17 protein-coding genes are annotated in these 23,572 nt (G+C 73.0%); 5 read left to right on the plus strand and 12 right to left on the minus strand.

Annotated elements, in window-relative coordinates; genetic code table 11:
* The first annotated feature begins 107 nt into the window (after positions 1–107).
* On the plus strand, positions 108–1,637 hold the full coding sequence (locus ABD981_RS35600; RefSeq protein ID WP_046910761.1) for a helix-turn-helix domain-containing protein: 1,530 nt from the start codon (positions 108–110) through the stop codon (positions 1,635–1,637).
* Between the two features lie 26 nt (positions 1,638–1,663).
* Here ABD981_RS35600 and ABD981_RS35605 read toward each other — a convergent pair whose 3' ends face one another.
* The 3 genes from ABD981_RS35605 to ABD981_RS35615 are packed head-to-tail and all read right to left on the minus strand — an operon-like array spanning position 1,664 to position 5,012.
* Entirely contained in the window at positions 1,664–4,192 is a 2,529-nt protein-coding gene (locus ABD981_RS35605) for an ATP-binding protein (RefSeq protein WP_165591007.1), read from the minus strand.
* A gap of 41 nt (positions 4,193–4,233) precedes the next feature.
* Positions 4,234–4,629: a hypothetical protein gene (locus ABD981_RS35610; RefSeq protein WP_131723925.1), complete on the minus strand. Its 396-nt coding sequence runs from the start codon at positions 4,627–4,629 to the stop codon at positions 4,234–4,236.
* Positions 4,602–5,012, minus strand: coding sequence for a hypothetical protein (locus ABD981_RS35615; protein ID WP_046910762.1), 411 nt, complete (start codon positions 5,010–5,012; stop codon positions 4,602–4,604). Before ABD981_RS35615 ends, ABD981_RS35610 begins: the two co-directional genes overlap by 28 nt.
* Positions 5,013–5,546: 534 nt before the next feature.
* Between ABD981_RS35615 and solA the strand changes: the two genes are divergently transcribed.
* Complete coding sequence (gene solA, locus ABD981_RS35620) at positions 5,547–6,704, plus strand: N-methyl-L-tryptophan oxidase (protein WP_046910763.1); 1,158 nt, start codon at positions 5,547–5,549, stop codon at positions 6,702–6,704.
* Between the two features lie 64 nt (positions 6,705–6,768).
* Here solA and ABD981_RS35625 read toward each other — a convergent pair whose 3' ends face one another.
* The 4 genes from ABD981_RS35625 to ABD981_RS35640 all read right to left on the minus strand — a co-directional run bounded on the left by ABD981_RS35625 (position 6,769) and on the right by ABD981_RS35640 (position 12,170).
* A complete protein-coding gene (locus ABD981_RS35625; RefSeq protein ID WP_240495415.1) occupies positions 6,769–8,715 on the minus strand; it encodes a PA14 domain-containing protein in 1,947 nt (648 codons plus the stop codon).
* Between the two features lie 113 nt (positions 8,716–8,828).
* Complete coding sequence (locus ABD981_RS35630; protein ID WP_046910764.1) at positions 8,829–10,379, minus strand: MFS transporter; 1,551 nt, start codon at positions 10,377–10,379, stop codon at positions 8,829–8,831.
* A 103-nt stretch (positions 10,380–10,482) separates the two neighbouring features.
* On the minus strand, positions 10,483–10,881 hold the full coding sequence (locus ABD981_RS35635; protein WP_046910765.1) for a RidA family protein: 399 nt from the start codon (positions 10,879–10,881) through the stop codon (positions 10,483–10,485).
* The gene (locus tag ABD981_RS35640) at positions 10,878–12,170 is read right to left on the minus strand and encodes an acyl-CoA dehydrogenase family protein (protein WP_046910766.1); all 1,293 of its coding nucleotides are present in this window, start codon (positions 12,168–12,170) and stop codon (positions 10,878–10,880) included. Before ABD981_RS35640 ends, ABD981_RS35635 begins: the two co-directional genes overlap by 4 nt.
* A 167-nt stretch (positions 12,171–12,337) precedes the next feature.
* On the opposite strand from ABD981_RS35640, the gene ABD981_RS35645 reads away from it, so the two are divergent.
* Together ABD981_RS35645 and ABD981_RS35650 are read left to right on the plus strand one after the other, a co-directional pair.
* Complete coding sequence (locus ABD981_RS35645; RefSeq protein WP_046910767.1) at positions 12,338–13,954, plus strand: AMP-binding protein; 1,617 nt, start codon at positions 12,338–12,340, stop codon at positions 13,952–13,954.
* A gap of 20 nt (positions 13,955–13,974) precedes the next feature.
* The gene (locus ABD981_RS35650; RefSeq protein ID WP_046910768.1) at positions 13,975–14,805 is read left to right on the plus strand and encodes a PaaX family transcriptional regulator; all 831 of its coding nucleotides are present in this window, start codon (positions 13,975–13,977) and stop codon (positions 14,803–14,805) included.
* A 5-nt stretch (positions 14,806–14,810) separates the two neighbouring features.
* Here the strand turns inward: ABD981_RS35650 and ABD981_RS35655 are convergent, their stop codons facing one another.
* The 4 genes from ABD981_RS35655 to ABD981_RS35670 are packed head-to-tail and all read right to left on the minus strand — an operon-like array spanning position 14,811 to position 21,349.
* Positions 14,811–17,588, minus strand: a complete 2,778-nt coding sequence (locus ABD981_RS35655) for a tetratricopeptide repeat protein (RefSeq protein ID WP_205628272.1) — start codon at positions 17,586–17,588, stop codon at positions 14,811–14,813.
* Positions 17,585–18,019 carry a hypothetical protein gene (locus tag ABD981_RS35660; protein WP_345530515.1) on the minus strand — a complete coding sequence of 145 codons (435 nt, stop codon included), beginning with the start codon at positions 18,017–18,019 and terminating at the stop codon, positions 17,585–17,587. Before ABD981_RS35660 ends, ABD981_RS35655 begins: the two co-directional genes overlap by 4 nt.
* A 58-nt stretch (positions 18,020–18,077) precedes the next feature.
* Positions 18,078–20,525 carry a bifunctional salicylyl-CoA 5-hydroxylase/oxidoreductase gene (locus tag ABD981_RS35665; RefSeq protein WP_240495448.1) on the minus strand — a complete coding sequence of 816 codons (2,448 nt, stop codon included), beginning with the start codon at positions 20,523–20,525 and terminating at the stop codon, positions 18,078–18,080.
* Positions 20,522–21,349 carry an enoyl-CoA hydratase family protein gene (locus ABD981_RS35670; RefSeq protein WP_046911368.1) on the minus strand — a complete coding sequence of 276 codons (828 nt, stop codon included), beginning with the start codon at positions 21,347–21,349 and terminating at the stop codon, positions 20,522–20,524. Before ABD981_RS35670 ends, ABD981_RS35665 begins: the two co-directional genes overlap by 4 nt.
* A gap of 280 nt (positions 21,350–21,629) precedes the next feature.
* Here ABD981_RS35670 and ABD981_RS35675 point away from each other — a divergent pair, with 280 nt between their 5' ends.
* Complete coding sequence (locus tag ABD981_RS35675; RefSeq protein WP_046911369.1) at positions 21,630–22,097, plus strand: ATP-binding protein; 468 nt, start codon at positions 21,630–21,632, stop codon at positions 22,095–22,097.
* Here the strand turns inward: ABD981_RS35675 and ABD981_RS35680 are convergent.
* On the minus strand, positions 22,045–23,490 hold the full coding sequence (locus ABD981_RS35680; RefSeq protein ID WP_046911370.1) for an amino acid permease: 1,446 nt from the start codon (positions 23,488–23,490) through the stop codon (positions 22,045–22,047). The genes ABD981_RS35675 and ABD981_RS35680 overlap by 53 nt on opposite strands.
* Positions 23,491–23,572: the final 82 nt, after the last annotated feature.

Consider the following 23,572-nt stretch of genomic DNA (forward strand, 5'->3'; position numbering starts at 1 on the left):
CGAACTGCCCTCCGATGGGCGGCACGTCACCCCAATGCCGCCATCTCGTCACTCCGATGGCCCACCCCACCGCGAGCGTCATCTCATATCTGAGATAACGTGACGGCATGGCAGACGACTACCTCGTACGCATCGGCAAGCTCATCCGTGACGCCCGCCAGCACCGTGGCTGGACACAGACGCAGCTCGCCGAGGCGCTCGGCACGAGCCAGAGCGCCGTCAACCGGATCGAGCGCGGCAACCAGAACATCAGCCTTGAGATGATCGCCCGCATCGGCGAAGCCCTCGACAGCGAGATCGTCTCTCTCGGTTACGCCGGCCCGATGCACCTGCGGGTCGTCGGCCGCCGCCGCCTCTCCGGCGCCATCGACGTCAAGACCAGCAAGAACGCGTGTGTCGCGCTGCTCTGCGCCTCGCTCCTCAACAAGGGCCGCACCGTGCTGCGCCGGGTCGCCCGCATCGAGGAGGTCTTCCGCCTCCTGGAGGTCCTCAACTCCATCGGCGTCCGCACCCGCTGGATCAACGAGGGCGTCGACCTGGAGATCGTGCCCCCGGCCGAGCTGGACATGGAGTCGATCGACGCCGAGGCGGCGATCCGCACCCGCTCCATCATCATGTTCCTCGGCCCGCTGCTGCACCGCCTGGACCGCTTCAAGCTGCCGTACGCCGGCGGCTGCGACCTCGGCACCCGCACGATCGAGCCGCACATGATCGCGCTGCGCCGCTTCGGCCTCGACATCACGGCGACCGACAACCTCTACCACGCCCAGGTGGAGCGGTCCGTCTCCCCCGACCGCCCGATCGTCCTGACCGAGCGCGGCGACACGGTGACCGAGAACGCCCTGCTGGCGGCCGCCCGCCACGACGGCGTGACCGTCATCCGCAACGCCTCCTCCAACTACATGGTCCAGGACCTGTGCTTCTTCCTGGAGGCGCTCGGCGTCCGGGTCGACGGCATCGGCACCACCACGCTGACCGTGCACGGCGTGCCGCAGATCGACGTCGACGTCGACTACTCCCCCTCCGAGGACCCGGTCGAGGCGATGAGCCTGCTCGCCGCGGCCGTCGTCACGGAGTCCGAGCTGACCATCCGCCGGGTGCCGATCGAGTTCATGGAGATCGAGCTCGCGGTCCTGGAGGAGATGGGCCTCGACCACGACCGCTCCCCCGAGTACCCGGCGGACAACGGCCGCACCCGCCTGGTCGACCTGACGGTCCGCCCCTCCAAGCTGGAGGCGCCGATCGACAAGATCCACCCGATGCCCTTCCCGGGCCTCAACATCGACAACGTGCCCTTCTTCGCGGCCATCGCGGCCACGGCCCAGGGCAAGACCCTGATCCACGACTGGGTCTACGACAACCGCGCCATCTACCTCACCGACCTCAACCGCCTCGGCGGCCGCCTCCAGCTCCTGGACCCCCACCGCGTCCTGGTCGAGGGCCCCACCCGCTGGCGCGCCGCCGAGATGATGTGCCCGCCGGCCCTGCGCCCGGCCGTGGTCGTCCTCCTCGCGATGATGGCCGCCGAGGGCACCTCGGTGCTGCGCAACGTCTACGTCATCAACCGGGGTTACGAGGAGCTCGCGGAGCGTCTCAACTCGGTGGGGGCGCAGATCGAGATCTTCCGGGACATCTAGGAGCCTTACGGCACCGCAGGCGCACCTTACAGATGGGCCGGCGGTGCCGCGAGGTCCGGGGGCTCGCCACCCATGGCCTTGAGGATGCCCTCGTACGTCCGGGCGGTCTCCGTCCGCCCCAGCCCGACAGCGGCCTCGATCGCCACCACGCAGGCGAGGGCACGGGTACTCGGCGGGAGAATCTTCCCGTCGTCTGTCAGCGCCCGTGCCGCGTGCGTCAGGGCCTCCTCCCACCGTGACCACTCGCCATACTCCTGGGCGAGGGCCAGATGGGTTTCCGCCACGGCCCTCCCCTCGTCGAACTCGGCGAGGATTTCCAGGGCCTCCTCCACCAAGGCCAGCCTCTCGGTATCGATGCCCGCATGGAGGAGGATGGGGATATGGGTCGTGAGGCTCCGTGCGTACCTCTGGCGGTCGCCGATCTCCAGGAATCCCTTCCAGGTGAACTCCGCTCGCTCGGCGGCTTCTTCGTGGCGTTCCATGCGATACAGGACGACGGCGGCGTTCCCATGCGCCATGAGTTCGTTCGAGACGTTGCCGGATCTCCGGCACAGCTCGGCGTCCAGCAGGTGGAGGCGCAAGGACTCCTCCCACCGCTTCTGACCGACCAGGGTGACCGCCAGGTCGTTGAGAACCATGCTGATCTTGTGCGGGTTCCGAAGCCGCGAGAAGATTTCCAGCGCCTCGCGATGCAGACCCTCCGCCTTCTTGGCGTTCCCCATGTCGGTGTGGGTGAGGGCGATCGTGTTCATCGTCTCGGCTGCTCCGGCCTCGTCCTGGAGCTCGCGGCACAGCTCCAGGTCACGCTCGAAGTAACCGAGTGCGGTCTCCAGTTCGCCGGAGTCGCGATGAATCGTGCCGAGGTTGTAGAGCGCCTTGCCGAGTTCGTGCTTGATCTTGAATCTCTCGGCCAGTTCCAAGCTCTCGCGCAGAAGGGGCAGCGCCTCCTTCTTCCGGCCGACGTCCATCAGCAGGCAGCCGAGAAGCGTCTTGACTCCCGCGGTCATGGCGGGCTGTCGCAGCCGGGCCGACGCGTCGTGGGCTTCTCGCGCATGGGCCAGAGCCGTGGTGAAGTCTCTCCGAAAGCGCGCCAGATTGGCGGACTCCGTCAGGAACGCCAGACGGATGGGGAAATGGTCTGCGGCAGTGGCGCATCTGAGTCCCACCGCGCAGACCAGCGCCCATTCGTCCCACCGTCCGACCGTCTGGCAGAGGGGCGACAGCGACAGCGCGAGCATCGCCGTCTCCTCCGGCCGGCCGAGCGCCTCGGAGACGGGAAGGGCCGCCACCGCGTTGGCCAGTTCATGTTCCAGCCAGGAGTGTGCCGCCTCGGCGGAACCCAGTTCCGCGCCAGCGCCACCGGGAACCTGCACCTCGAAGACGCCTACTATGTGGTTCTGCGCACGCAGTGCGGAGTGCTGCAGCCACAGGGTCATACGCCGGACATCGGCGGCGGACTCGGCGGCCGACCTCTTCGCTGCCTTCTCCCGGGCGAATTCCTTCAACAGGTCGTGCATCCGGTAGCGCCCCACCACCGCCGACGGCTCCACCAAGCTCGCCTCGGCCAGCTTCCGCAGGGACCTGCGGGACTGCGCCTCGCTGCCGCCCGTCAGCGCCGCGCAGATCCCGGGGCCGAAGTCCGTGGCGGGGACGTGGGCGAGCTTACTGAAGGTGTTCCTGCCTGCCTTACCCAGTTTGCGGAACGACAGGTTGAACGCCTTGCGGACGGCGAGGTCACCCACCTCGAGAGCATCGAGCCGCTCGTGCTCGTTCCGTAGCTCCGCAGCCAGGTCGGCCATCCTGACGGCCGGAGCGGATTGGACCCGGTGCGCGGCGATGCGCAGGGCGAGCGGAAGGTCTCCGCAGTGCTCCGCCACCTCGAGCGCCGCCCGGGCCTCCGTGTCGGTGAGCGGGCTTCCCGAGATCTTCTCCAGGAATTCGAACGAGGTGCGCCGAGGAAAGACAGCGAGGTCGAGCCGATGGGCCACCGGCTCCAGTCCTGCCAACCGGTTGCGGCTAGTCACCAGTACGGTGGTCCCTGGGCCCGCTGGCAGCAACGGCCTGATCTGCTGCTCGTTCGCGGCGTTGTCGAGGACGAGCAACAGGGCCTGCGTCCCCGTTCTCTGCCGGAACAGGTCGAGCCTCAGCCTAGGGTCCCCCGGAAGGTCCTCCTCGGGAACGCCCAGGGCGTGGAGGAGGCGTCCGGCGATCTCCTCCGGGGCCGCGGGCTCCGGGTCCACCCCCCGCAGGTCGGCGTACAGGACACCGTCAGGGAACTCGCCTTCGACCTCGTGGGCCACGCGCATCGCGACGCTGGTCTTGCCGATGCCCGGCTGCCCTGAGATCACCACCACCAGCGCCCCGGAACCGGCCAGATTCGCACGGGCGGCCCCCTCCAGACGGTCGAGCTCACCCTCACGCCCGGTGAAGTCCGGTACTTCGGGCGGGACCAGCCTCAGCCGCGCGGGGGGCTCCGCCGGTCCGTCGTCACCGACGGTTATGTGGAAGGAGGGATTCACCATGACCGGGCCCTGGGCATCACGGCCGATGGCCACCGAGGCAGCCCCCTCAGCGCGCACGTGCGCGACGGGGCGCCTCATCGTTCGGTGTCCGCCTCGGCACTCACCGGTCCGAGGGCATCGCCCCCGATGGCGACGGATCCGCCGCCGACAGCCGTGATGCCTCCCCCCGGGCCCATCGGGACCTCACCACCTCCCCTGTGCTGGCCGCCGGCTCGAACGGAGCCGTGGGCCGAACCGCCGATCGCGATCGATCCCGGACCGGCGGCCAGGACCGAGACGGGCCCTCCCTGTGCTGTTCCGCTGTCGTTCAGATACACCTGGGCACCCACCCCTGCGCTCACCAGCACAGCGAGGGCGATCACCAGCGTCCATGACGGACTGTCCGTGATCAGGTTGGTGACGACACCGGACACCGCCGCCAGCACGCCCGCCGCCCCGGCCGCTAACGCCCGTTTGACGCGCACACCCATGAGAACCCCCATCGATCTCGACATGGGATCAGGCTCCCACAGGACTCCGACAGTTCGGCTGTGACGGCTGGACGCCACCCGCCCGACAGCATCGCCCTGTCGTCCTTCAGTCGGTCGACGCCGGACTGGCGGACCTGGACGACGAAGAGGGCGATCAGGGCGCCCACCAGGACGAAGGTCGTCGCGGCGACGAAGCTGGCCACGACGGCGGCAGTGTAGATCTGGCCGCTCCAGAGGGACGGAAGTTGGCCGGTCTGAGCAAGTTCGGCCTGCTGCGTGGGGGCCACCTGGGCAAGGAAGGCGACGACCTGGCTCTCCGCCTCGTTGCGGCTCACGGCGCTGAAGACCGTCACCAGCATCGGCAGGCCGAGCGAACCGACCATCTACTGGATGGCGTTGAGCCATGGCCTGATGTTCGTCGCTCTGACCATCACGGCCGCTGTGCAACGTCGGATGGATGTCAGGCCGACGCCCACCACCCTGTGCTGGTGTCGACAACCCCAGGGACGGCACCGAGGACCGACCCCGAGGATCGCTCCGATCGAGGTGGCCATTCCCTGGCGGACGGCCTCGAACACGTCGATCCGGCTTGCACTTTGCGTAACCACGCGCACAGGGTCGCGGGAGCGGGGCAAGTGTCCGTCAGACGGCCCCCAGTACGTATGGAAAAGGATGCCTGATGTGCAGACCGGCCCGTTCGTGCAGGGCTTGTGCAAGATGATCTTCCACAGGAAGGTCTTTCGCAGGTCGGACCACACGCAGCACTTTTCCGGGACATCTGAGCCCGGACCCACGCAGACGCCCGCCGGACCCGAGTGGTCCGGCGGGCACGTGTGGTGTGTCGGGCACGTGTGGTCCGGCGGGGGCGTGGGAACACTGGGGGTTCGGGGAACCGTCGGTCAGGGGGGAACGCGGCGATGCCGGGTACGAGCGAGCGGGTGGACGCGGACGTCATCGTCGTCGGACTCGGCGCGATGGGCAGTCAGACCCTGTGGCGGCTCGCCGAGCGCGGGGCCGACGTCCTCGGCGTCGAGCAGTTCACCCCCGGGCACGCGCGCGGCGCCAGCCACGGGGAGTCCCGCATCATCCGCAGCGCCTACGCCGAGGGCACCGCGTACGTACCGCTGGTCCAGGAGGCCTGGAGGCTCTGGCGCGAGCTGGAGGAGGCGTCCGGGCAGGGCTTGCTGGAAGCGACCGGTGCGCTGATGGTCGGCCCCGCGGAGTCCTCGCTCATCGCGGGTCCGCTCGCCTCCGCCCGCGCCTGGGAGCTGGAGTACGAACTCCTCGACACCGCCCGGCTCCGCGCGCGCTACCCCCACTTCGCGGCCCGCGAGGGCCTGCTGGGCTTCCACGAGCGGAGGGCCGGCTATCTGCGGCCCGAGGCCGCGGTCACCGCGGCCGTGGCGGCGGCGGAGGCCCGAGGGGCGCGGGTGGCGCGCGAGACGGCGGTGACCGGGATCGTCCCGGACCCGCGCTTCCCGCGGGTGCTGACCGCCGGGCGTTCGTACACGGCCCGGCACGTGGTCGTCGCGGCCGGGGGCTGGCTGCCCCGGCTGGTGCCCGCCACGGCGTCCTCGATCAGCGTGGAGCGCCGGGTGATGGGCTGGTTCCGGGCGGACGACCCCTCGGCCTTCGCACCGGAGCGCTTCCCCGTCTTCGCGCACGGCGACGCCTCCGGGGAGCACGACCTCTACGGCTTCCCCTGCGTCGACGGGGAGACGGTCAAGATCGGCCTGCACACCTGGCCCGGCATCGAGGAGCCGGCGGATCCGGCCCGCGGGCACCGGCCGCCCGACCGGGCCGACGCCGAGCGCTTCGCCGCGGCGGTCGGCGACACCTTCACGGGGCTGGACCCGTGGCCGGTCCGCATGGTCGCGTGCTCGTACGCCCTGACCCCCGACCGGCACTTCCTGGTGGGCCCGCGGAAGGACCTCCCCGGCCTCACCCTGCTCGGCGGCTTCTCCGGTCACGGCTTCAAGTTCGCCTCCGTCATCGGCGAGATCGCCGCCCAGTTCGCGACGGACGGAGGCACGGCGCTGCCGGTCTCGGCCTTCGATCCGCACCGTTTCGACTGAGCCGCAGACACCCGGTGCGGGTCCGCCGGAGTCGCTCCGGCGGACCCGTACCGTCCTGCTCGGGTCACCGCTCCCAGAAGAAGTCGTGGCTCGCCGAGGTCACGCTGCTGCCGGTGCCGTAGTGGCCGAGGGCGTAGACCTCCAGGGTGCAGGGCCCGGCCGACGGGGCGTAGAAGTCGATGCGGGCCGGCTGGTCGCCGGTGGCCGTGACGGTCTTCCAGCCGCCGCCGGGGGCGCACGAGGCGCGCCAGGTGTAGCCGCTGATGCCCTTGCCGAGGTCGGCCTCGGCGGGGCGGACGTCGACCTTGACGGCGACGCGGACGTCCTGGACGACGGTGAGCCGGGGCGGGCTCAGCGGGGTGGCCAGGACCGGGGTGACGCGCTCGACCGAGGTCTCGGCGGAGGGGGCGCCCTCGCGGCCCTCGCGGTCCACGGCGACCACGTAGTAGAAGGAGCGGCCGACCGGGGCGGTGCGGTCGGTGGTGGTGCGGCCGGAGTTCACCAGGTCGACGGCGGTCCAGGCCTCCTTGGTGGCCGTGCGGCGGTAGAGCCGGTAGCCGGAGACGTCGGTCGTGCCCTCCGGGACGGTGAACGACACGCGGTTGTACATGTCGAACGGCTGGCTCCCGGAGACGGTGGGCGTCACGACCTCCGCCGCGAGCGGACGGACGGCCAGCACGGCCTCGACCGGCGAGCGGTTGCCGGCGGCGTCGACGGCGGCGACGCGGTACGCGTACTGGGCGCCGATCGTCGCGAAGGCGTCGTGGAAGGAGGTCCCGGTCACGAACTCGGGGCCGTCCGGGTCCTCCTGGCCGGCCGGGGCGCCGAGGATCTCGTACCCGAGGGTGTCGGGCGAGGCGGAGGCCGTCCAGGTGAGCCTGTTACCGGCCGTCGTGCCCTCCCCCGCGAGGCCGGTGACCGGCTCGGGGGCGGTGGTGTCGGGGGCGCCGGTGGTGCCGGGCGCGGAGGGCGCGGACGCGTTGCCGGCCGCGTCGCGGGCCACGACCCGGTAGTACCACTGCTTGCCGGGGTCGGCGCCGGTGTCCCGGTACTCGGTGGTCGACAGCCAGGCGGAGACGGGGGTGTAGGGGCCGTCCTCGGTGGCCGCGCGCAGCACCTGGTAGCCGGCGGCGTCGGCGACCGGCTGCCAGCCGACGAGGACCGAGTTCGCCGCGACCGCGGCGGTGACCGCCGTGGGCACGGCGGGCGCGGTGCGGTCGGCCGTGGTCACGGCGAGGTCGGCGGTGCCGGGGGACTCGTTGTTCGCCCGGTCGTAGGCGCGGACCTCGTAGAGGAAGCGCCCGCCCGTGGTGGGCGGGGTGTCGGTGAAGGAGAGCGCGGTGGTCGCCGCGAGCGGGCGGGCCGGGAAGGCCGGCTGGGTGTCCAGGCGGCGGTAGACGCGGTAGCCCGCGAGGTCCATCTCCTGGTTGCGGGCCCAGGCGACCTTGGCGCGTCCGGTGGCCTTGTCGTACGCGACGGTGGCGCCGGCCGGGGTGAGCGGCCTGACCTTGTCGACGGTGGCCGCGGTGCGGGGCGCGTACGAGAACTTCACGTTCGCGGGGCCGGTCCAGTTGACGAAGTCGACGCGCAGGGTGTGGCGGCCCTTGGGGATCGTGAGGTTCAGGGTGCGCTTCTGGACGGTGCCGTAGTCGCCCCAGATGTTGTACGTGCGGACGCCGTCCAGGTGGATCCGGATGCCGTCGCGGCTCTCGAAGGGCAGCGTGAAGGGGCCGCCGGAGCCGAAGTCGCGGGTGACCGTCCAGCGGACGCCGAAGCGGTCCTTGGGGAGCCCGGGGGCGGGGGCGCCGGTCCAGCTCTCGTTGACCGCGCTGTCGCAGTCGGTGCGCCTGGGGGTGCCGGTGAGGGTCGTGTTGGCGAAGAACTCCCGCTTGTAGGCGGGAGAGGCGCAGGTCACCGCCGCGGAGGCGGGGGTGGCGGTGGTGGTGAGCAGTCCACCGGCCGCGGCGATCACCACGGCGGTGGCCACCGTGGTGTGTCGGGCTGTTCTCATGCGGTCCTGACGGTCCTTCGGTCTCGGTCACGGCCGCACCGTGTGGTGCAGCCGCGATCAAGACCGACGAGAGGATCGCATGGTTGTACGAAATTGAACCGCCGTGCGAGGGGTCAGCCCATGCCCGGCATCCCGCCGCCCTTGAGGCGTTCGATGTCGGAGGGACGGACCTTGATCGCGAAGACGGCGATCAGGAAGGACACGATCGCGAAGGCCGCGGCGACGATGAAGCCGGCCGTGACGCCGCTGGTGAGGACCTGGTCGGCGAAGGACTTCGGGAGCTGTCCGGTCTTGGCGAACTGGGCCTTCTCCAGGGGGCCGGCCTGGGAGAGGAAGGCGGGCACCTGCTCGTCGGCCTCGTTGCGGCTGGCCGTGCCGAAGACGGTCACCAGGATCGACAGGCCCAGCGAACCGCCCACCTGCTGGGTCGCGTTGAGGAGGCCGGAGCCCGCGCCCGCCTCGTGCGGGGCGACGCCGGAGAGGGCCATCAGGGTCAGCGAGACGAACATCATGCCCATGCCCGCGCTGAGCACCAGCATCGGACCGAGGATGCTGCCGACGTACGTGGAGTCCACATCGGTGAAGGTCAGCCAGGAGAGGCCGGCGGCCAGGCAGAGCGAGCCGACCACCATGAAGGGTTTCGGCCCGAAGCGGGGCAGCAGCTGGGAGGTGACCCCGGCGAGGACCGCGATGACGGCGCTGACCGGCAGGAAGGCCAGGCCCGCTTCGAGCGGGCTGAAGCCCAGGACGTTCTGCACGAAGAGGGTGAGGAAGAAGAACATCCCGAAGATCGCCGCGGCGAGGCAGAGCATGATCCCGTACGTGCCGGACCGGTTGCGGTCGGCGAACATGTGCAGCGGGGTGATCGGCTGCCGGGAGCGGCGCTCCACGAAGACGAAGGCGACGAGCAGGACGACGGCGGTGCCGAAGGAGGCCAGCGTGTACGGGTCGCGCCAGCCCTCCTGGGCGGCGCGGATGAAGCCGTAGACCAGCGACACCATGCCGAGGGTCGAGGTCATCGCGCCGGCGATGTCGAAGTGCCCGGGGTGCCGTTCGGACTCCTTGACGTGCCGCGGGGTGAGGAAGGCGATGACCAGGGCGATGGGCACGTTCACGAAGAACACCCAGCGCCAGTTGAGCCATTCGACGAGGATGCCGCCGGCCAGCAGCCCGATCGCGCCGCCCGCGGCCGAGACGCCCGCGAACACGCCGAAGGCGCGGTTGCGTTCGGGGCCCTCGTCGAAGGTGGTGGTGATGAGGGAGAGGGAGGTCGGCGAGGAGATGGCGCCGCCGACGCCCTGGAGGGCGCGTGCGGCGAGCAGTTGCCACTCGGTCTGCGCGAACCCGCCGAGCAGGGAGGCGAGTCCGAAGAGCAGCACGCCGAAGATGAAGACCCGGCGGCGGCCGAGGATGTCACCGGCGCGGCCGCCGAGGAGCAGCAGGCCGCCGAAGGTGAGGGTGTAGGCGTTGACCACCCACGACAGGCTGGTGGTGGAGAAGCCCAGCGCGCTCTGGATGTGCGGGAGCGCGATGTTCACGATGGTGATGTCGAGGACGACCATCAACTGGCAGGAGGCGATCACGAAGAGGGCGATGCCTTTGCCGTCGCCGCCCTTCTTCGGGGCGACGGCCTGCTGCGGGGTGGTCGGCTTGGGTGTACTCATGGGGCATCGAGCCCTCACCTGAGGCAGCCGTGGGCCGGTCAGTCCACCTTTCGACCCTAAGCCCGGCCCCGGCACGTGACCAGTTGATCTTCGACCGGTCCGGCTAGTCGAGCACGGCGAACCCGTCGAGCTCCACCAACGCCTGCTCGTCCCACAGCCGTACGGCCCCGATCACGGCCATCGCCGGATAGTCGCGGCCCGCCAACCGGTGCCAGATGCGGCCGAGTTCGGCGGCGTGCAGCCGGTAGTCGGAGACGTCGGTGGCGTAGACGGTGACCCGGGCGAGGTCGGCCGGCGAGCCGCCGGCGTGGCGGAGCGCGGTGAGCAGGTTGCCGAGCGCGGTCTCGAACTGCTCGGGCAGGGTCTCCCCCGTCACCTTGCCGTCGCGGTCGAGGCTGGTCTGCCCGGCGAGGAAGACGATCCGGGAGCCGGTGGCGGTGACGGCGTGGCTGAAACCGTTGGGCGGGGAGAGGTCGGCGGGATTGTGGCGGTGCAGGCTCATGCCGGTACTCCTGCCCGGGAATCCCGTTCGTACGACTTTTCCGTCCCGGAGCGCGCGTCCCGGTACAGCTCCTTCGCGATGATCGTGCGCTGCACCTCGGTGGCCCCCTCGTAGATCCGGGGCGCCCGCACCTCCCGGTAGAGGTGCTCCAGGAGGTGGCCGCGCTGCAGGGCGCGGGCGCCGTGCAGCTGGACGGCGGCGTCGACCACGTACTGCGCGGTCTCGGTGGCGAGCAGCTTGGCCATGGCGGCGCGGCGGGGCACGTCGGGGTCGCCGCGGTCGTAGGCCTCGGCGGCCGCGTAGACGAGGAGCCGGGCGGCCTCGGTACGGGTGGCCATCTCGGCGACCTGGTGGGAGACGGCCTGGAGGTCGGCGAGGACGCCGCCGAAGGCGGGGCGGCCGGAGGTGTGGGCGAGGGCCGCGTCGAGGGCGGCCTGGGCCATGCCGACGGCGAAGGCGCCGACGCTCGGCCGGAACAGGTTGAGGGTGTGCATGGCGACCTTGAAGCCCTGCCCCGGCTCCCCGAGGAGGTCCTCGGGCCCGACCGGCACGCCGTCGAAGGCGAGGCCGCCGATGGCGTGGGGGGCGAGCATGTCCAGCGGCTCGCCGGTGAGCCCGGGCCGGTCGGCGGGCACCAGGAAGGCGGTGACGCCCCGGGCGCCGGAGGCGGTCCCGGGGCCGGGACCGGCGGGACCGCCCGAGCCGCCAGGGCCTGTCGGGCCGCCGGGACCGCCGGAGCCGCCGGAGCCGCCGGGACCGCCCCGGCCGCCGGAGCCGTCCGGCCCCTCCCCCGTTCGGGCGAACACGGTGATGAAGTCCGCCTCCGGCGCGTTGGAGATCCAGCGTTTCTCGCCGTGCAGGCGCCAGCCACCCGTGGCGGGGTCGGGGACGGCGCGCAGGGCGAGGGCGGCGGCGTCGGAGCCGGCGCCGGGTTCGGAGAGGGCGAAGGCGGCCACGGCGCGGCCCGCGACGACCTCGGGGAGCCAGCGGGCGCGCTGCGCGGGACTGCCGAAGGCGGCGACGGGGTGGGCGCCCAGGCCCTGGAGGGCGAGCGCGGTCTCGGCCTCCGTGCAGACCTGGGCCAGGGACTCGCGCATCAGGCACAGGTCGAGGGCGCCGGAGTCGAAGAGCCGGGCGAGCAGGCCGAGCTCGCCCAGGGCGGCGACGAGGGGCCGGTTGACGCGGCCGGGCTCGCCCCGGTCGGCGAGCGGACGGAGCCGCTCCGCCGCGAGCGTCCGCAGCCGCGCACACCAGGTGGTCTGTTCCGGATCGAGCGAGAATGCGGGCATGTGGGCGCCCTCTCTGGCGCTCGCGCGCCGACGGCGGCACGCGGGGCGGGCCGACCGGAACCGAGACGGCTTATCGCGAACCGTTGACTGTCGTCACCATCACGATACGCTCGTTGGGCGACGGTCGACCCCACCACGACGATCCCACCCGACAGGGGGACGGACGCATGGAGCTGACGCCCTCGGCCCACCAGGACACCTTCGCCCGCGACCATCTGCCGCCCGTCGAGCAGTGGCCGCGCCTGCTGCTCGACCTGCCCGAGCTGGCCTACCCGGACCGGCTCAACTGCGGAGCCGAGCTGCTCGACCGGACGGTGGAACGGTTCGGCGCCGACCGCCCGGTCTTCCGGGACGACGAGGACGGCCTGTGGACCTACGGGCAGCTGCGCGACCGGGTCGACCGGATCGCCCACGTCCTCAGCGAGGACCTCGGCGTGCGCCCCGGCAACCGGGTCCTCCTGCGCGGCCCCACCACCCCCTGGCTCGCGGCCTGCTGGCTCGCGGTGATGAAGGCCGGCGCGGTCGCCGTCACCGTCCTCGCGCAGGCCCGGGCCAGGGAGCTCGCGGTGATGTCCGAGATGGCCCGCTGCAGCCACGCCCTGTGCGACGTGCGCGCCGTGGACGAGCTGGTCAAGGCCGAGGTGCCGGGGCTGCGGATCACCCCGTTCGGCGGCGAGGGCCCGGACGACCTGCTCACCCTCGCGATCGGCAAGCCGGGCCGCTACGAGGCCGTGCCGACCGCGGCCGACGACGTGGCGCTGATCGCCTTCACCTCCGGCACCACCGGACGGCCCAAGGGCTGCATGCACTTCCACCGGGACGTGCTCGCCGTCGCCGACACCTTCTCCGCGCACGTCCTGCGCCCGGAGCCGGACGACGTCTTCGCCGGCTCCCCGCCGCTCGGCTTCACCTTCGGCCTGGGCGGGCTCGTCCTCTTCCCCCTGCGGGCCGGGGCGTGCGCGGTCCTGCTCGAACAGGCGGGCCCCAAGCAACTCCTCGCGGCGATCGACCGGCACCGGGTGTCCGTCCTGTTCACCGCGCCGACCGCCTACCGGGTGATGCTCGACGAGATGGGCGACCACGACCTCGGCTCGCTGCGCCGCTGCGTCTCCGCGGGCGAGAACCTGCCCACCGGGACCTGGCGGGACTGGCACGAGCGGACCGGCCTGAAGCTGATCAACGGCATCGGGGCGACCGAGCTGCTGCACATCTTCCTCTCCGCCGCCGACGGCGAGATACGCCCCGGCACGACCGGCCGCCCGGTACCGGGCTGGGAGGCCCGGATCGTCGGCCCGTCCGGCCGCGAGCTGCCGGACGGCGAGGAGGGCCTGCTCGCGGTGCGCGGCCCGGTCGGCTGCCGCTACCTCGCGGACCCCCGCCAGACCGAGTACGTGCGCGAGGGCTGGAACATCACGGGCGACACGTACGTCCGCGAGCCGGACGGCTACTTCCGCTACGTCGCCCGCGCCGACGACATGATCATCTCGGCCGGGTACAACATCGCGGGCCCCCAGGTGGAGGAGGCGCTGACCGCCCACCCCGACGTGCTGGAGGCGGCGGTGGTGGGGCGCCCGGACGAGCTGCGCGGACAGGTCGTGGTGGCGTACGCGGTGGTCCGCGACGGGGTGCCGCGGGACCCGAACACGGCGGCGGCGCTGCGCGCCTTCGTCCGGGCCCGGCTCGCCCCGTACAAGTCGCCGCGCGAGATCGTCTTCCTCGACGCGCTGCCCCGGACGGCGACGGGCAAGCTCCAGCGGTACCGGCTGCGGGACGCCGGCGCCTGACTCATGGCTAGAGTGATCACGTGGCCGAGCAGCACACCCCTCGTTCCCTGATCGTCTCCCTGTACGGCGCGTACGGGCGGTCGCCGGACGGCGCGCCGGTGCCGGTGGCGGAGCTGATCCGGCTCCTCGGCGTGCTCGGGGTGGACGCGCCGTCGGTGCGCTCGTCGGTGTCCCGGCTGAAGCGGCGCGGACTGCTGCTGCCGGGACGGACCGCGGACGGCGCCGCCGGGTACGCCCTGTCGGACGACGCCCGGATGCTGCTGGACGACGGTGACCGCCGGATCTACGCCCGGACCGAGCCCCGGCTGTCGGACGGCTGGGTCCTCGCCGTGTTCTCCGTCCCCGAGGCCGAACGGCACAAGCGGCACCTGCTGCGCTCCCGGCTCGCCCGGCTCGGCTTCGGCTCCGCCGCGCCCGGCGTGTGGATCGCCCCGGCCCGCCTGCACCAGGAGACCCGGCACACCCTGGAGCGCCTCGACCTCTCCGGGTACGTGGACCTGTTCCGCGGCGACCACCTGGGCTACGCCCCGACGGCCGAGGCGGTGGCCCGCTGGTGGGACCTGCCGTCCATCGCGAAGCTGCACGAGGAGTTCCTGGACGCCCACGAGCCGGTGCTGCGCGCCTGGTCGACGGCGCCCGGGACGGCGGAGGAGGCCTACCGGGCCTACCTCCTCGCGCTCGACTCCTGGCGGCGGCTGCCGTACGCGGACCCGGTGCTCCCCCTGGAGCTGCTCCCGGAGAACTGGCCGGGCAGCCGCTCGGCGGAGGTCTTCGCGGCGCTGCACGAGCGGCTGCACGCGCTGGGCGGGGAGTTCGTGGCGCAGGGGCCCCCGGCGCCGCAGGAGGCCTGACCGGCTCAGTCGTCCCGGGGGAGCGTGCCGCCCAGGAACACGCTCGCCAGGTTGATGCGTGAGGCGTGGGTGTGGGGGTGGTGGTACCCCAGCACCCGCTCGCGCGCGGCGAGGGTCGCCTCGAACAGCGGGATCGCCCGGTCCAGGTCGCCCGCGAACACGTAGGCGCCGGCCAGGTTGTTGCGCGAGGTGAGCGTGTGGGGGTGGTCGTGGCCCAGCACCCGTTCCTGCGTGGCGAGGGTCGCCTCGCACAGGGCGAGGGCCCGGTCCAGGTCGCCGGCCTCCATGCAGGCACCGGCCAGGTTGCTGCACGAGGAGAGCGTGTGCGGGTGGTCGGGGCCCAGCACCCGCTCGCGCGTGGCCAGGGTCGCCTCGTACAGGGGGACGGCCCGGTCCAGGTCGCCCGTGGACTGGTACGCCCCGGCGAGGTTGTTCCGCGAGGAGAGCGTGCTCGGGTGGTCGGGGCCCAGCACCCGCTCGCGCGTGGCCAGGGTCGCCTCGTACAGGGGGACGGCCCGGCCCAGGTCACCCAAGGCCTCGTAGGCGCCCGCCAGGTTGTTGCGCGAGGACAGCGTGTCGGGGTGGTCGGGGCCGAGGACCCGCTCGCGCGTGGCCAGGGTCGCCTCGTACAGGGGAAAAGCCCGGTCCACGTCGCCCGCCGCTCCGTAGGCGTAGGCGAGGTTGTTGCGTGCGGTGAGCGTGTCGGGGTGGTCATGGCCCAGCACCCGCTCGGCATCGGCGAGGGTCGCCTCGTACAGGGGAGTGGCCCGGCCCAGGTCACCCGCCGACTCGTACGCACCGGCCAGGTTGTTGCGCGAGGACAGCGTGTGCGGGTGGTCGGGCCCCATGACCCGCTCGCGGGTGGCGAGGATCGCCTCGTACAGGGGGACGGCCCGGTCCAGGTCGCCCGCAGACTCGTACGTACTGGCGAGGTTGTTGCGCGAGGACAGCGTGTCGGGATGGTCGGGCCCCAGCACCCGCTCCCGCGCGGCGAGCGTCGACTCGTAGAGCGGGGTGGCCCGGTCAGGGTCGCCCGCCGACTCGTACGCGCCCGCGAGGTTGTTCCGCGCGGCGAGCGTGTCCGGATGGTCGGGCCCCAGCACCCGCTCGTAGTCGGCGACGGTCGCCTCGTGCAGGGGGACGGCACGGCCCGAGTCGCCTGCCGACTCGTACGCGCCCGCGAGGTTGTTCCGCGCGGCGAGCGTGTCCGGATGGTCGGGCCCCAGCACCCGCACGAAGTCGGCGACGGTCGCCTCGTACAAGGGGATGGCCCGGCCCAGGTCACCCGCGTACTCGTACGCGCCGGCCAGGTTGTTGCGCGAGGAGAGCGTGCTCGGATGGTCCTGGCCCAGCACCCGCTCCCGCGCGGCGAGGGCGCGTTGGAAGGTGGGCACGGTCAGGGCCGGGGCGCCCTGGCCCCGCGCGTACGTCGCGGCGCGGTCGAGGGCGTGGGAGGTGTAGAGGGTGTCCTGGTCGGCGGGGTGGTGGCCGGCGAGGGCCTCGGTGTGCGGGAGGAGCGCCCGGTAGCGGGGCCAGTTCGCGGGATGGTCGGGGTCGGCGGGATAGGCCCGGGCGAGGAGTTCGGCCGCGTCGTCGCGGGCCTCGTCGATGTCGTCCGCCTGGCGGTGCGGGTCCTCGGGGTCGGGGGTGCGGGCGAGGGACTGGACCAGGCGGTGGACGGTGAGCGTGCCGTCGTGGTTGTCGGTGATCATGTTGTGGGCCACGAGCCGGCCGATCGCGGCGTCGACCTCGGGAGGGGTGGCGAGCGGGTCGAAGAGGTCCCGCGGGATGCGGTCGGGGGCGTACCACGCGAGCAGGCGCAACAGGTCGCCGGCGAGCGGGGTGGCGTCGACGTGGTCGAGGGTGAGGCGCCAGATGCGGGCGCAGGTGCGCGCGGAGTCGCCGCCTTCGGCGGCGGCGGCGTACATCGTCGCCGGCCAGGCCCGGAGTCGGTCCAGGTAGGTGAGCGGGGTGGTGCCGGTCTCGGCGCAGTAGGCCGCCGCCTGTTCGATGGCCAGGGCGAGGTGGCCGAGTTCGGCGCAGACCGCGTCCGCCCCGGTGTGCTCGCGGGGCCCGTGCTGGCTGAGGATGCGGGTGAACAGCTCGACCGCGTCGGCCGGTTCGAGCACGCCCAGCGGGACGGTGGCGGCATGACGGTGCCACCCGCTGGCCAGGCGCGTGGTGACCAGCACCCGGCCGCCGGGGACGCGGTCCAGGAGCGGGCGTATGTGGAGCGGGGCCTCGACGTTGTCGAGTACCAGCAGCCACCGGTCCGGGTGGTCGGCGAGCCATCGGACCGCGCGTTCGGACTGCACGTCCACGGGGAGTCCGGCCAGACCCGGCTGCAGGGCCCGGGCCAGCGCCGCCACTCCGGCGTGGACCGCGGGCTCGCTGTCCGCCGTGATCCACCAGCGGACCGTCTCGTGCCGTCCGGCGGCCCAGCGGGCGGCGAGCGCCGACTTTCCGACTCCGCCCAGCCCGTGCACCGCCTGGACGAGGACCTCTCCGGGGCCGGTGAACATCTCGTCCAGCACCGTGAGTTCGGTGGTCCTGCCGACGAACCCCCCGACGGCGCCGGACGGGATGTTGGACACCCCGCGCCCCGCCGCGTCCGCGGGGATCGGCCCGTGCGCCTCGGGAGAGAGCACGAACGCCTGCTGGGCCTCGATGTGCTGGGCCACCGAGTTGCTGACCCCGCCGCCGGCGACGATCGCTCCCCGGGAGCCGTGGAGCCCGGCCGGTCCCGCGGGCTGCTCCTGGGCCGCGACGCGCTTCCTGATCACGAACGGAACTCCGTGTCCGAGTCCTCGACGTCACCGCCGGCCGCGATCGCGCCGTCCCGGGCGACGATCCCGTCCGGTCCGCCCGCCATGCCCGGGGCCCCCGGGGAGGACGTCGCCGGAGGCGTGCCCGTGTACCTGGTCGAGGACCGGGTCACGTTCCCCCGCGCCACGATCGCGCCCCGCTCCGCGAGCGTCGGCCCGGTGGCCGGGGCCGGGGCGGGCGGCGTCGGCGCCGGGGTGCCGGCGGCCGCCGCGCGCACCTGCCACAGGGCCGCCCCGGCCCCGACCAGACCGGCCACCGCGCCCGCGACACCCCAGCCCTGAGCCGAGCCCTCCGGGTGCGCCACCGTCACCCACACCAGCAAGCCCAGCCCCGCACCGGCGCCCACCAGCGCCGACCCCCACCACCACGTCCGCTGCCACGTTCCCATGGGGTCCATAGTGGCCCAGCGGGGACGCCGAGTCAGCCGGATGGCGGGCTCGTGCGCCTCAGCCGTCCTTCCGACCGGTCGGCGGGCGCCGGCTCCCCGCCCGGTACGGGGCGGGCCAGGGCGCGGCCGCTCCCTGGTACCCCTGCTCGGCGGCGGCGTGGAGCGTCCAGTGCGGGTCGTAGAGATGGGGCCGGGCGAGGGCGCAGAGGTCGGTGCGGCCCGCGAGCAGGAGCGAGTTGACGTCGTCCCAGGAGGAGATGGCACCCACGGCGATCACGGGGACGCCGAGGGCGGCGCGGATGCGGTCGGCGAAGGGGGTCTGGTAGGAACGGCCGTACTCGGGCCGCTCGTCGGGGACGACCTGGCCGGTGGAGACGTCGAGCGCGTCGGCGCCGTGGGCGGCGAAGGCGCGGGCGATCTCGACGGCGTCCTCGGCGGTGGTGCCGCCCTCGGCCCAGTCGGTGGCGGAGATGCGGACGGTCATGGGGCGGTCGGCAGGCCACACCTCCCGTACGGCGTCGAAGACTTCGAGGGGGTAGCGCAGCCGGCCCGCCAGGTCGCCGCCGTAGGCGTCGGTGCGGTGGTTGGTGAGCGGGGAGAGGAAGCCGGAGAGCAGATAGCCGTGGGCGCAGTGGAGTTCGAGGAGGTCGAAGCCGGCCCGGGCGGCGCGGCGGGCGGCGGCGGTGAACTCCTCGCGCACGGAGGTGAGTCCGGCCCGGTCGAGGGCCCGGGGGGTCTGGTTGACGCCGGGCCGGTACGGCAGCGGGGAGGCGGCGACGAGCGGCCAGTTGCCGGTGGGCAGGGGCTCGTCGATGCCCTCCCACATGAGCCGGGTGGAGCCCTTGCGGCCGGAGTGGCCGAGCTGGACGCCGATCGCGGTGCCGGGGGCGGAGGCGTGCGCGAAGGCGGTGATGCGGGCCCAGGCGTCGGCCTGCGCGTCGGTCCAGAGGCCCGCGCAGCCGGGGGTGATCCGGCCCTGTTCGCTCACGCAGACCATCTCGGTCATGACGAGCCCGGCCCCGCCGAGGGCGCGGGCGCCGAGGTGGACGAGGTGGAAGTCGCCGGGGACGCCCTCCTCGGCGACGTACAGGTCCATCGGGGAGACGACGACCCGGTTGCGCAGGGTGAGTCCGCCGAGGCGGAAGGGGGTGAACATCGGCGGGGTGCCGGGCGGGCAGCCGAACTCGCGCTCCACGGAGGCGGTGAAGGCGGGATCGCGCAGCCGCAGGTTGTCGTGGGTGACGCGACGGCTGCGGGTGAGCAGGTTGAAGGCGAACTGCCGTGGCGGCCGGTCGAGTTGTTCGGCCAGCTCCTCGAACCAGCGCAGGCTCGCGACGGCGGCGCGCTGGGTGGACTCGACGAGCGGGCGGCGCTCGTCCTCGTAGGCGGCGAGCGCCTCGGGGAGGGTGGGGCCGGCGTCGACGTGGGCGGCGAGGGCGACGGCGTCCTCGACGGCGAGCTTGGTGCCGGAGCCGATGGAGAAGTGCGCGGTGTGGGCGGCGTCGCCGAGGAGGACGGTGTTGCCGTGGGACCAGCGGGCGTTGACGAGGGTGCGGAACGCGGTCCAGGCGGAGTTGTTGCCGCGCAGGGCGCGGCCGTGCAGGACCTCGGCGAAGATCTTGGCGCAGCGGGCGGCGGACTCGGTCTCGTCGAGCTCGTCGAAGCCGGCCGCCCGCCAGACCTCCTCGCGCATCTCGACGATGACGGTGGAGGAGCCGGCGTCGTAGGGGTAGGCGTGCAGCTGCATCACGCCGTGCTCGGTCTCGGCCGTCTCGAAGCGGAAGGCGTCGAGGGCGAAGTCGGCGGCGAGCCAGATGTAGCGGCAGCGGTGGGTGGTGAGGGTGGGCCCGAAGACCTCGGCGTGGGCCTCGCGGGTGCGGCTGTGCACGCCGTCGGCGGCGATGACGAGGTCGTGGGATGCGGCGAGCACGTCGGGGGGCGGCGCCTCGGCCCGGAAGCGGAGGTCCACGCCGAGCCCGGCGCAGCGCCGTTGCAGGATCTCCAGGAGCCGGTGCCGGCCGAGGGCGGCGAAGCCGTGGCCGGTGGAGGTGAACAGGTGGCCGCGGTGGGCGATGTCGATGTCGTCCCAGCGGACGAGGGCGGCGCGCAGCTCGGCGTACACCTCGGGGTCGGCGTCTTGGAGCCCGCCGAGGGTCTCGTCGGAGAGGACGACGCCGAAGCCGAAGGTGTCGTCGGGGGCGTTGCGCTCCCAGACGGTGACCCGCCGGGCGGGGTCGCCGCGCTTGAGCAGGGCGGCGGCGTACAGCCCGCCGGGGCCGCCCCCGACGACGGCGACACGGAGCGGCGGAGCGCCGGGGGCCGCGTCGGGAGCCTCGTAAGGGGCCGAGCCCCGGGGCGCGAGCGGGGGCGCGTCCGGAGGCGCGGCCGGAGCCCCGCCCGGGGGCACGGCCGGAGCCGAGCCCTGGGGCGCACCGCGCTCCTCCCCCGGCCGTACCGCGTCGGTGCCGCCCGCCGCGGTACGGCCGTCCCTGGAGGGCACGGTCATCGCCCCCGCCACTTGGCCGGGCGCTTCTCCGTGAACGCCGCGTGGAACTCGGCGTAGTCCTCGCCGTGCATCAGCAGGGCCTGGGTGGCCGCGTCCATCTCGACGGAGGCGGCCAGCGGCATGTCGAGCTCGGCGGTGAGCAGCGCCTTGGTCTGGGCGTGGGCGAGCGCGGGCCCCTCGGCGAGGCGGCGGGCGAGGGCGGCGGCGCGGGTGTCGGCGGCGCCCTCCTCGGTGAGCTCGCTGATCAGTCCGATGCGCTCGGCCTCGGCGGCGCCGACCGGGTCGCCGAGCATGAGGAGGCGCGTCGCGTGGCCGAGGCCGACCACCCGGGGCAGCAGGTAGGCGGCGCCCATGTCGCCGCCGGACAGGCCGACGCGGGTGAAGAGGAAGGCGAAGCGGGCGGTGGGGTCGGCGACGCGGAAGTCGGCGGCGAGCGCGAGGACCGCCCCGGCGCCGGCGGCGACGCCGTGGACGGCGGCGATGACCGGGAAAGGGCATTCGCGCAGCGCGCGGACGGTCTGCCCGGTCATCCGGTTGAAGTCGAGGAGCTGGGCGGTGTCCATGGAGAGCGTGGCGCCGATGATCTCGTCGACGTCGCCGCCCGAGCAGAAGCCGCGCCCCTCGCCGCCGAGGACGAGGGCGCGCACGGCCCGCTCCCGGGAGAGCTCGGCGAGCAGGTCGCGCAGGTCGGCGTAGGCGCCGAAGGTGAGGGCGTTGAGCTTCTCGGGGCGGGCGAGGGTGATCGTGGCGACCCCGTCGTCGACGGTGAGGCGCAGGTGCCGCCAGCGTTCGGTACGGCTCGCGGAGCCGGTGAAGGGGCTCATTCGGGACGGCCTCCCAGTCGTGTGCACGTACGGGTACGGCATCACCTCGAAGAGGGTATCACCGTGTTGTGACTGTCGTCACGAGTACGCGATACGGGCCCGCCGCGCGCGGGCGGCGTAAGGCCGGTGTCGGCCTTGCGCCGCAAAGGTCCCGCCCCCGCGCGGACCCAGGTCCCCACGGACCTGGGCGACCGCCTCTGGATATGGATTTTTGACTCCGTAAGGTTGAAAACAGGACGTCCCCCACCGCCCACCGCGAGCCCGAACGGAGCAACCTGCCGTGTTCGAAGTCTCAGGCCCCGCATCCTGGCGCATCGAGCTGCCCCACACGACGGCCGCCGTGCCGATCGCCCGCGCCCTCGTCCGGACCGCCCTCGCCGACATCGAGGGCGGGGACGTGGGAGCCGCGGACCGGGACACGGCCGAGCTGCTCACCGCCGAGCTGGTGGCCAACGCCGTCGAGCACACCGCGGGCGACGGCCCCATCGAACTGGTCGTCGAACTGCTCCCGGCCCCCGGCGGCTGTCAGATCGAGGTCCACGACGGCCGGCCCGCGGCCCCCGGCGAGCTGGCCTGCCCCGAGCCCGGCACCCTGGTGGACCCCTGGCAGGAACACGGCCGCGGACTGCTCCTGATCCGCGCCCTCAGCAGCGACTGCGGACACCGCCCCACCGCGCACGGCAAGGCGGTGTGGTTCACGCTCCCGGCCGCGGTGCCGCCGCAGCGGCGCCGGCCTCCGGAGTCGTGACCAGCCGCGACCTGCGGCGTCCGTACAGCGCGTAGACGAGCGCACCGACGACCAGGAAGACCGCGAACTGCACCCAGGTCGCCCAGCCGGTGCCCCAGATCAGATAGCAGCAGAATCCGACGCCCAGGACCGGGCTGAGCGGATACAGCGGGACCCGGAAGGACCGCGGCAGCCCGGGGTCGCGGCGGCGCAGCGCGATCACCGCGATGTTCACCACGGCCATGATCGCGAGGGTGCCGATCGTCGTCAGGTTGACGACGACGTCGAGCGAGGCGAACGCCGCCGGGACCGCGAAGACGCAGGCCACGATCCAGGTGTTGGCCACCGGGGTCGCGCTCTTCGGCGAGATCCGCTCGAAGACCCGGGGCACCAGGCCGTCGCGGGACATCGACATCAGGATCCGGGTCTGTCCGTACATCACCGCGAGGACCACGGAGGCGATGGCGACGACCGCGCCGAAGGCGATGATCCCGCCGCCGACGGTCGACTCGGTCACCTGGTTCACGACGAGCGAGAGGGCGGCCGGCTTGTCGGCGACGGCGTCGGCGCCGAGCGCCCCGATCGCGGAGAGCGCGACGGCGCAGTAGAGCAGCGTGACCACGCCGATGCAGATGAGGATCGCCAGCGGGATGGTGCGGCGCGGGTTCTTCACCTCCTCGCCGGCGGTGGTGATGGCGTCGAAGCCGATGTACGAGAAGAAGGCGACGGACGCGCCCGCGGTGACCCCGGCCACGCCGTGGGTGGCGAACGGCGAGAGGTTGCCGTCCTCGAAGGCGCTGAAGCCGATCGCGCAGAAGAGGATCAGGATGCCGATCTTGAGCACGGCCATGGCGGCGGTCGCCCGGGCGCTCTCGCGCACCCCGCGGACCAGCAGCGTCGCCGCGAGCAGGATGACGATCACGGCGGGCAGGTTGACCACGCCGCCGTCGCCCGGCCCGGCGGAGAGCGCGGCGGGCAGCTGGAAGCCGAAGAGGCTGTCGAGGAGCTCGTTCAGGTACTGGCTCCAGCCGACGGCGACCGCGGAGACGGAGACGCCGTACTCCAGGAGCAGGCACCAGCCGACGAGGAAGGCGAGGCGCTCGCCGAGGCTCGCGTAGGCGAAGGAGTACGAGGAGCCCGAGACCGGGATCGCGCTGCCCAGCTCCGCGAAGGAGAAGGCGGTGAAGACGCAGGTGACCGCGGCGAGCACGAAGGAGACGACCACCGCGGGCCCGGCCTCGGCGACGCTGTCGGAGAGGCCGACGAAGATGCCGGTGCCGACGATGGCGCCGATGCCGAAGCACACGAGCTGGAACAGGCCCATGGTCCGCTTGAGGCCGTGACCTTCGAGGTCGGCGCCGGACTCGGCGATCAGCTGCTGGGGGGATTTGATCCGCCGGGCGGACGGGGGCATGCGGTGGTTCTCATCTCTGATCGGGCAGACGCGAGGGGGGTCCGGGCACGTGTGCCCGGACCCCCCTGAAGGATGCGATGGT

The organism is Streptomyces showdoensis, assembly GCF_039535475.1.
GTDB classification, from domain to species: domain Bacteria; phylum Actinomycetota; class Actinomycetes; order Streptomycetales; family Streptomycetaceae; genus Streptomyces; species Streptomyces showdoensis.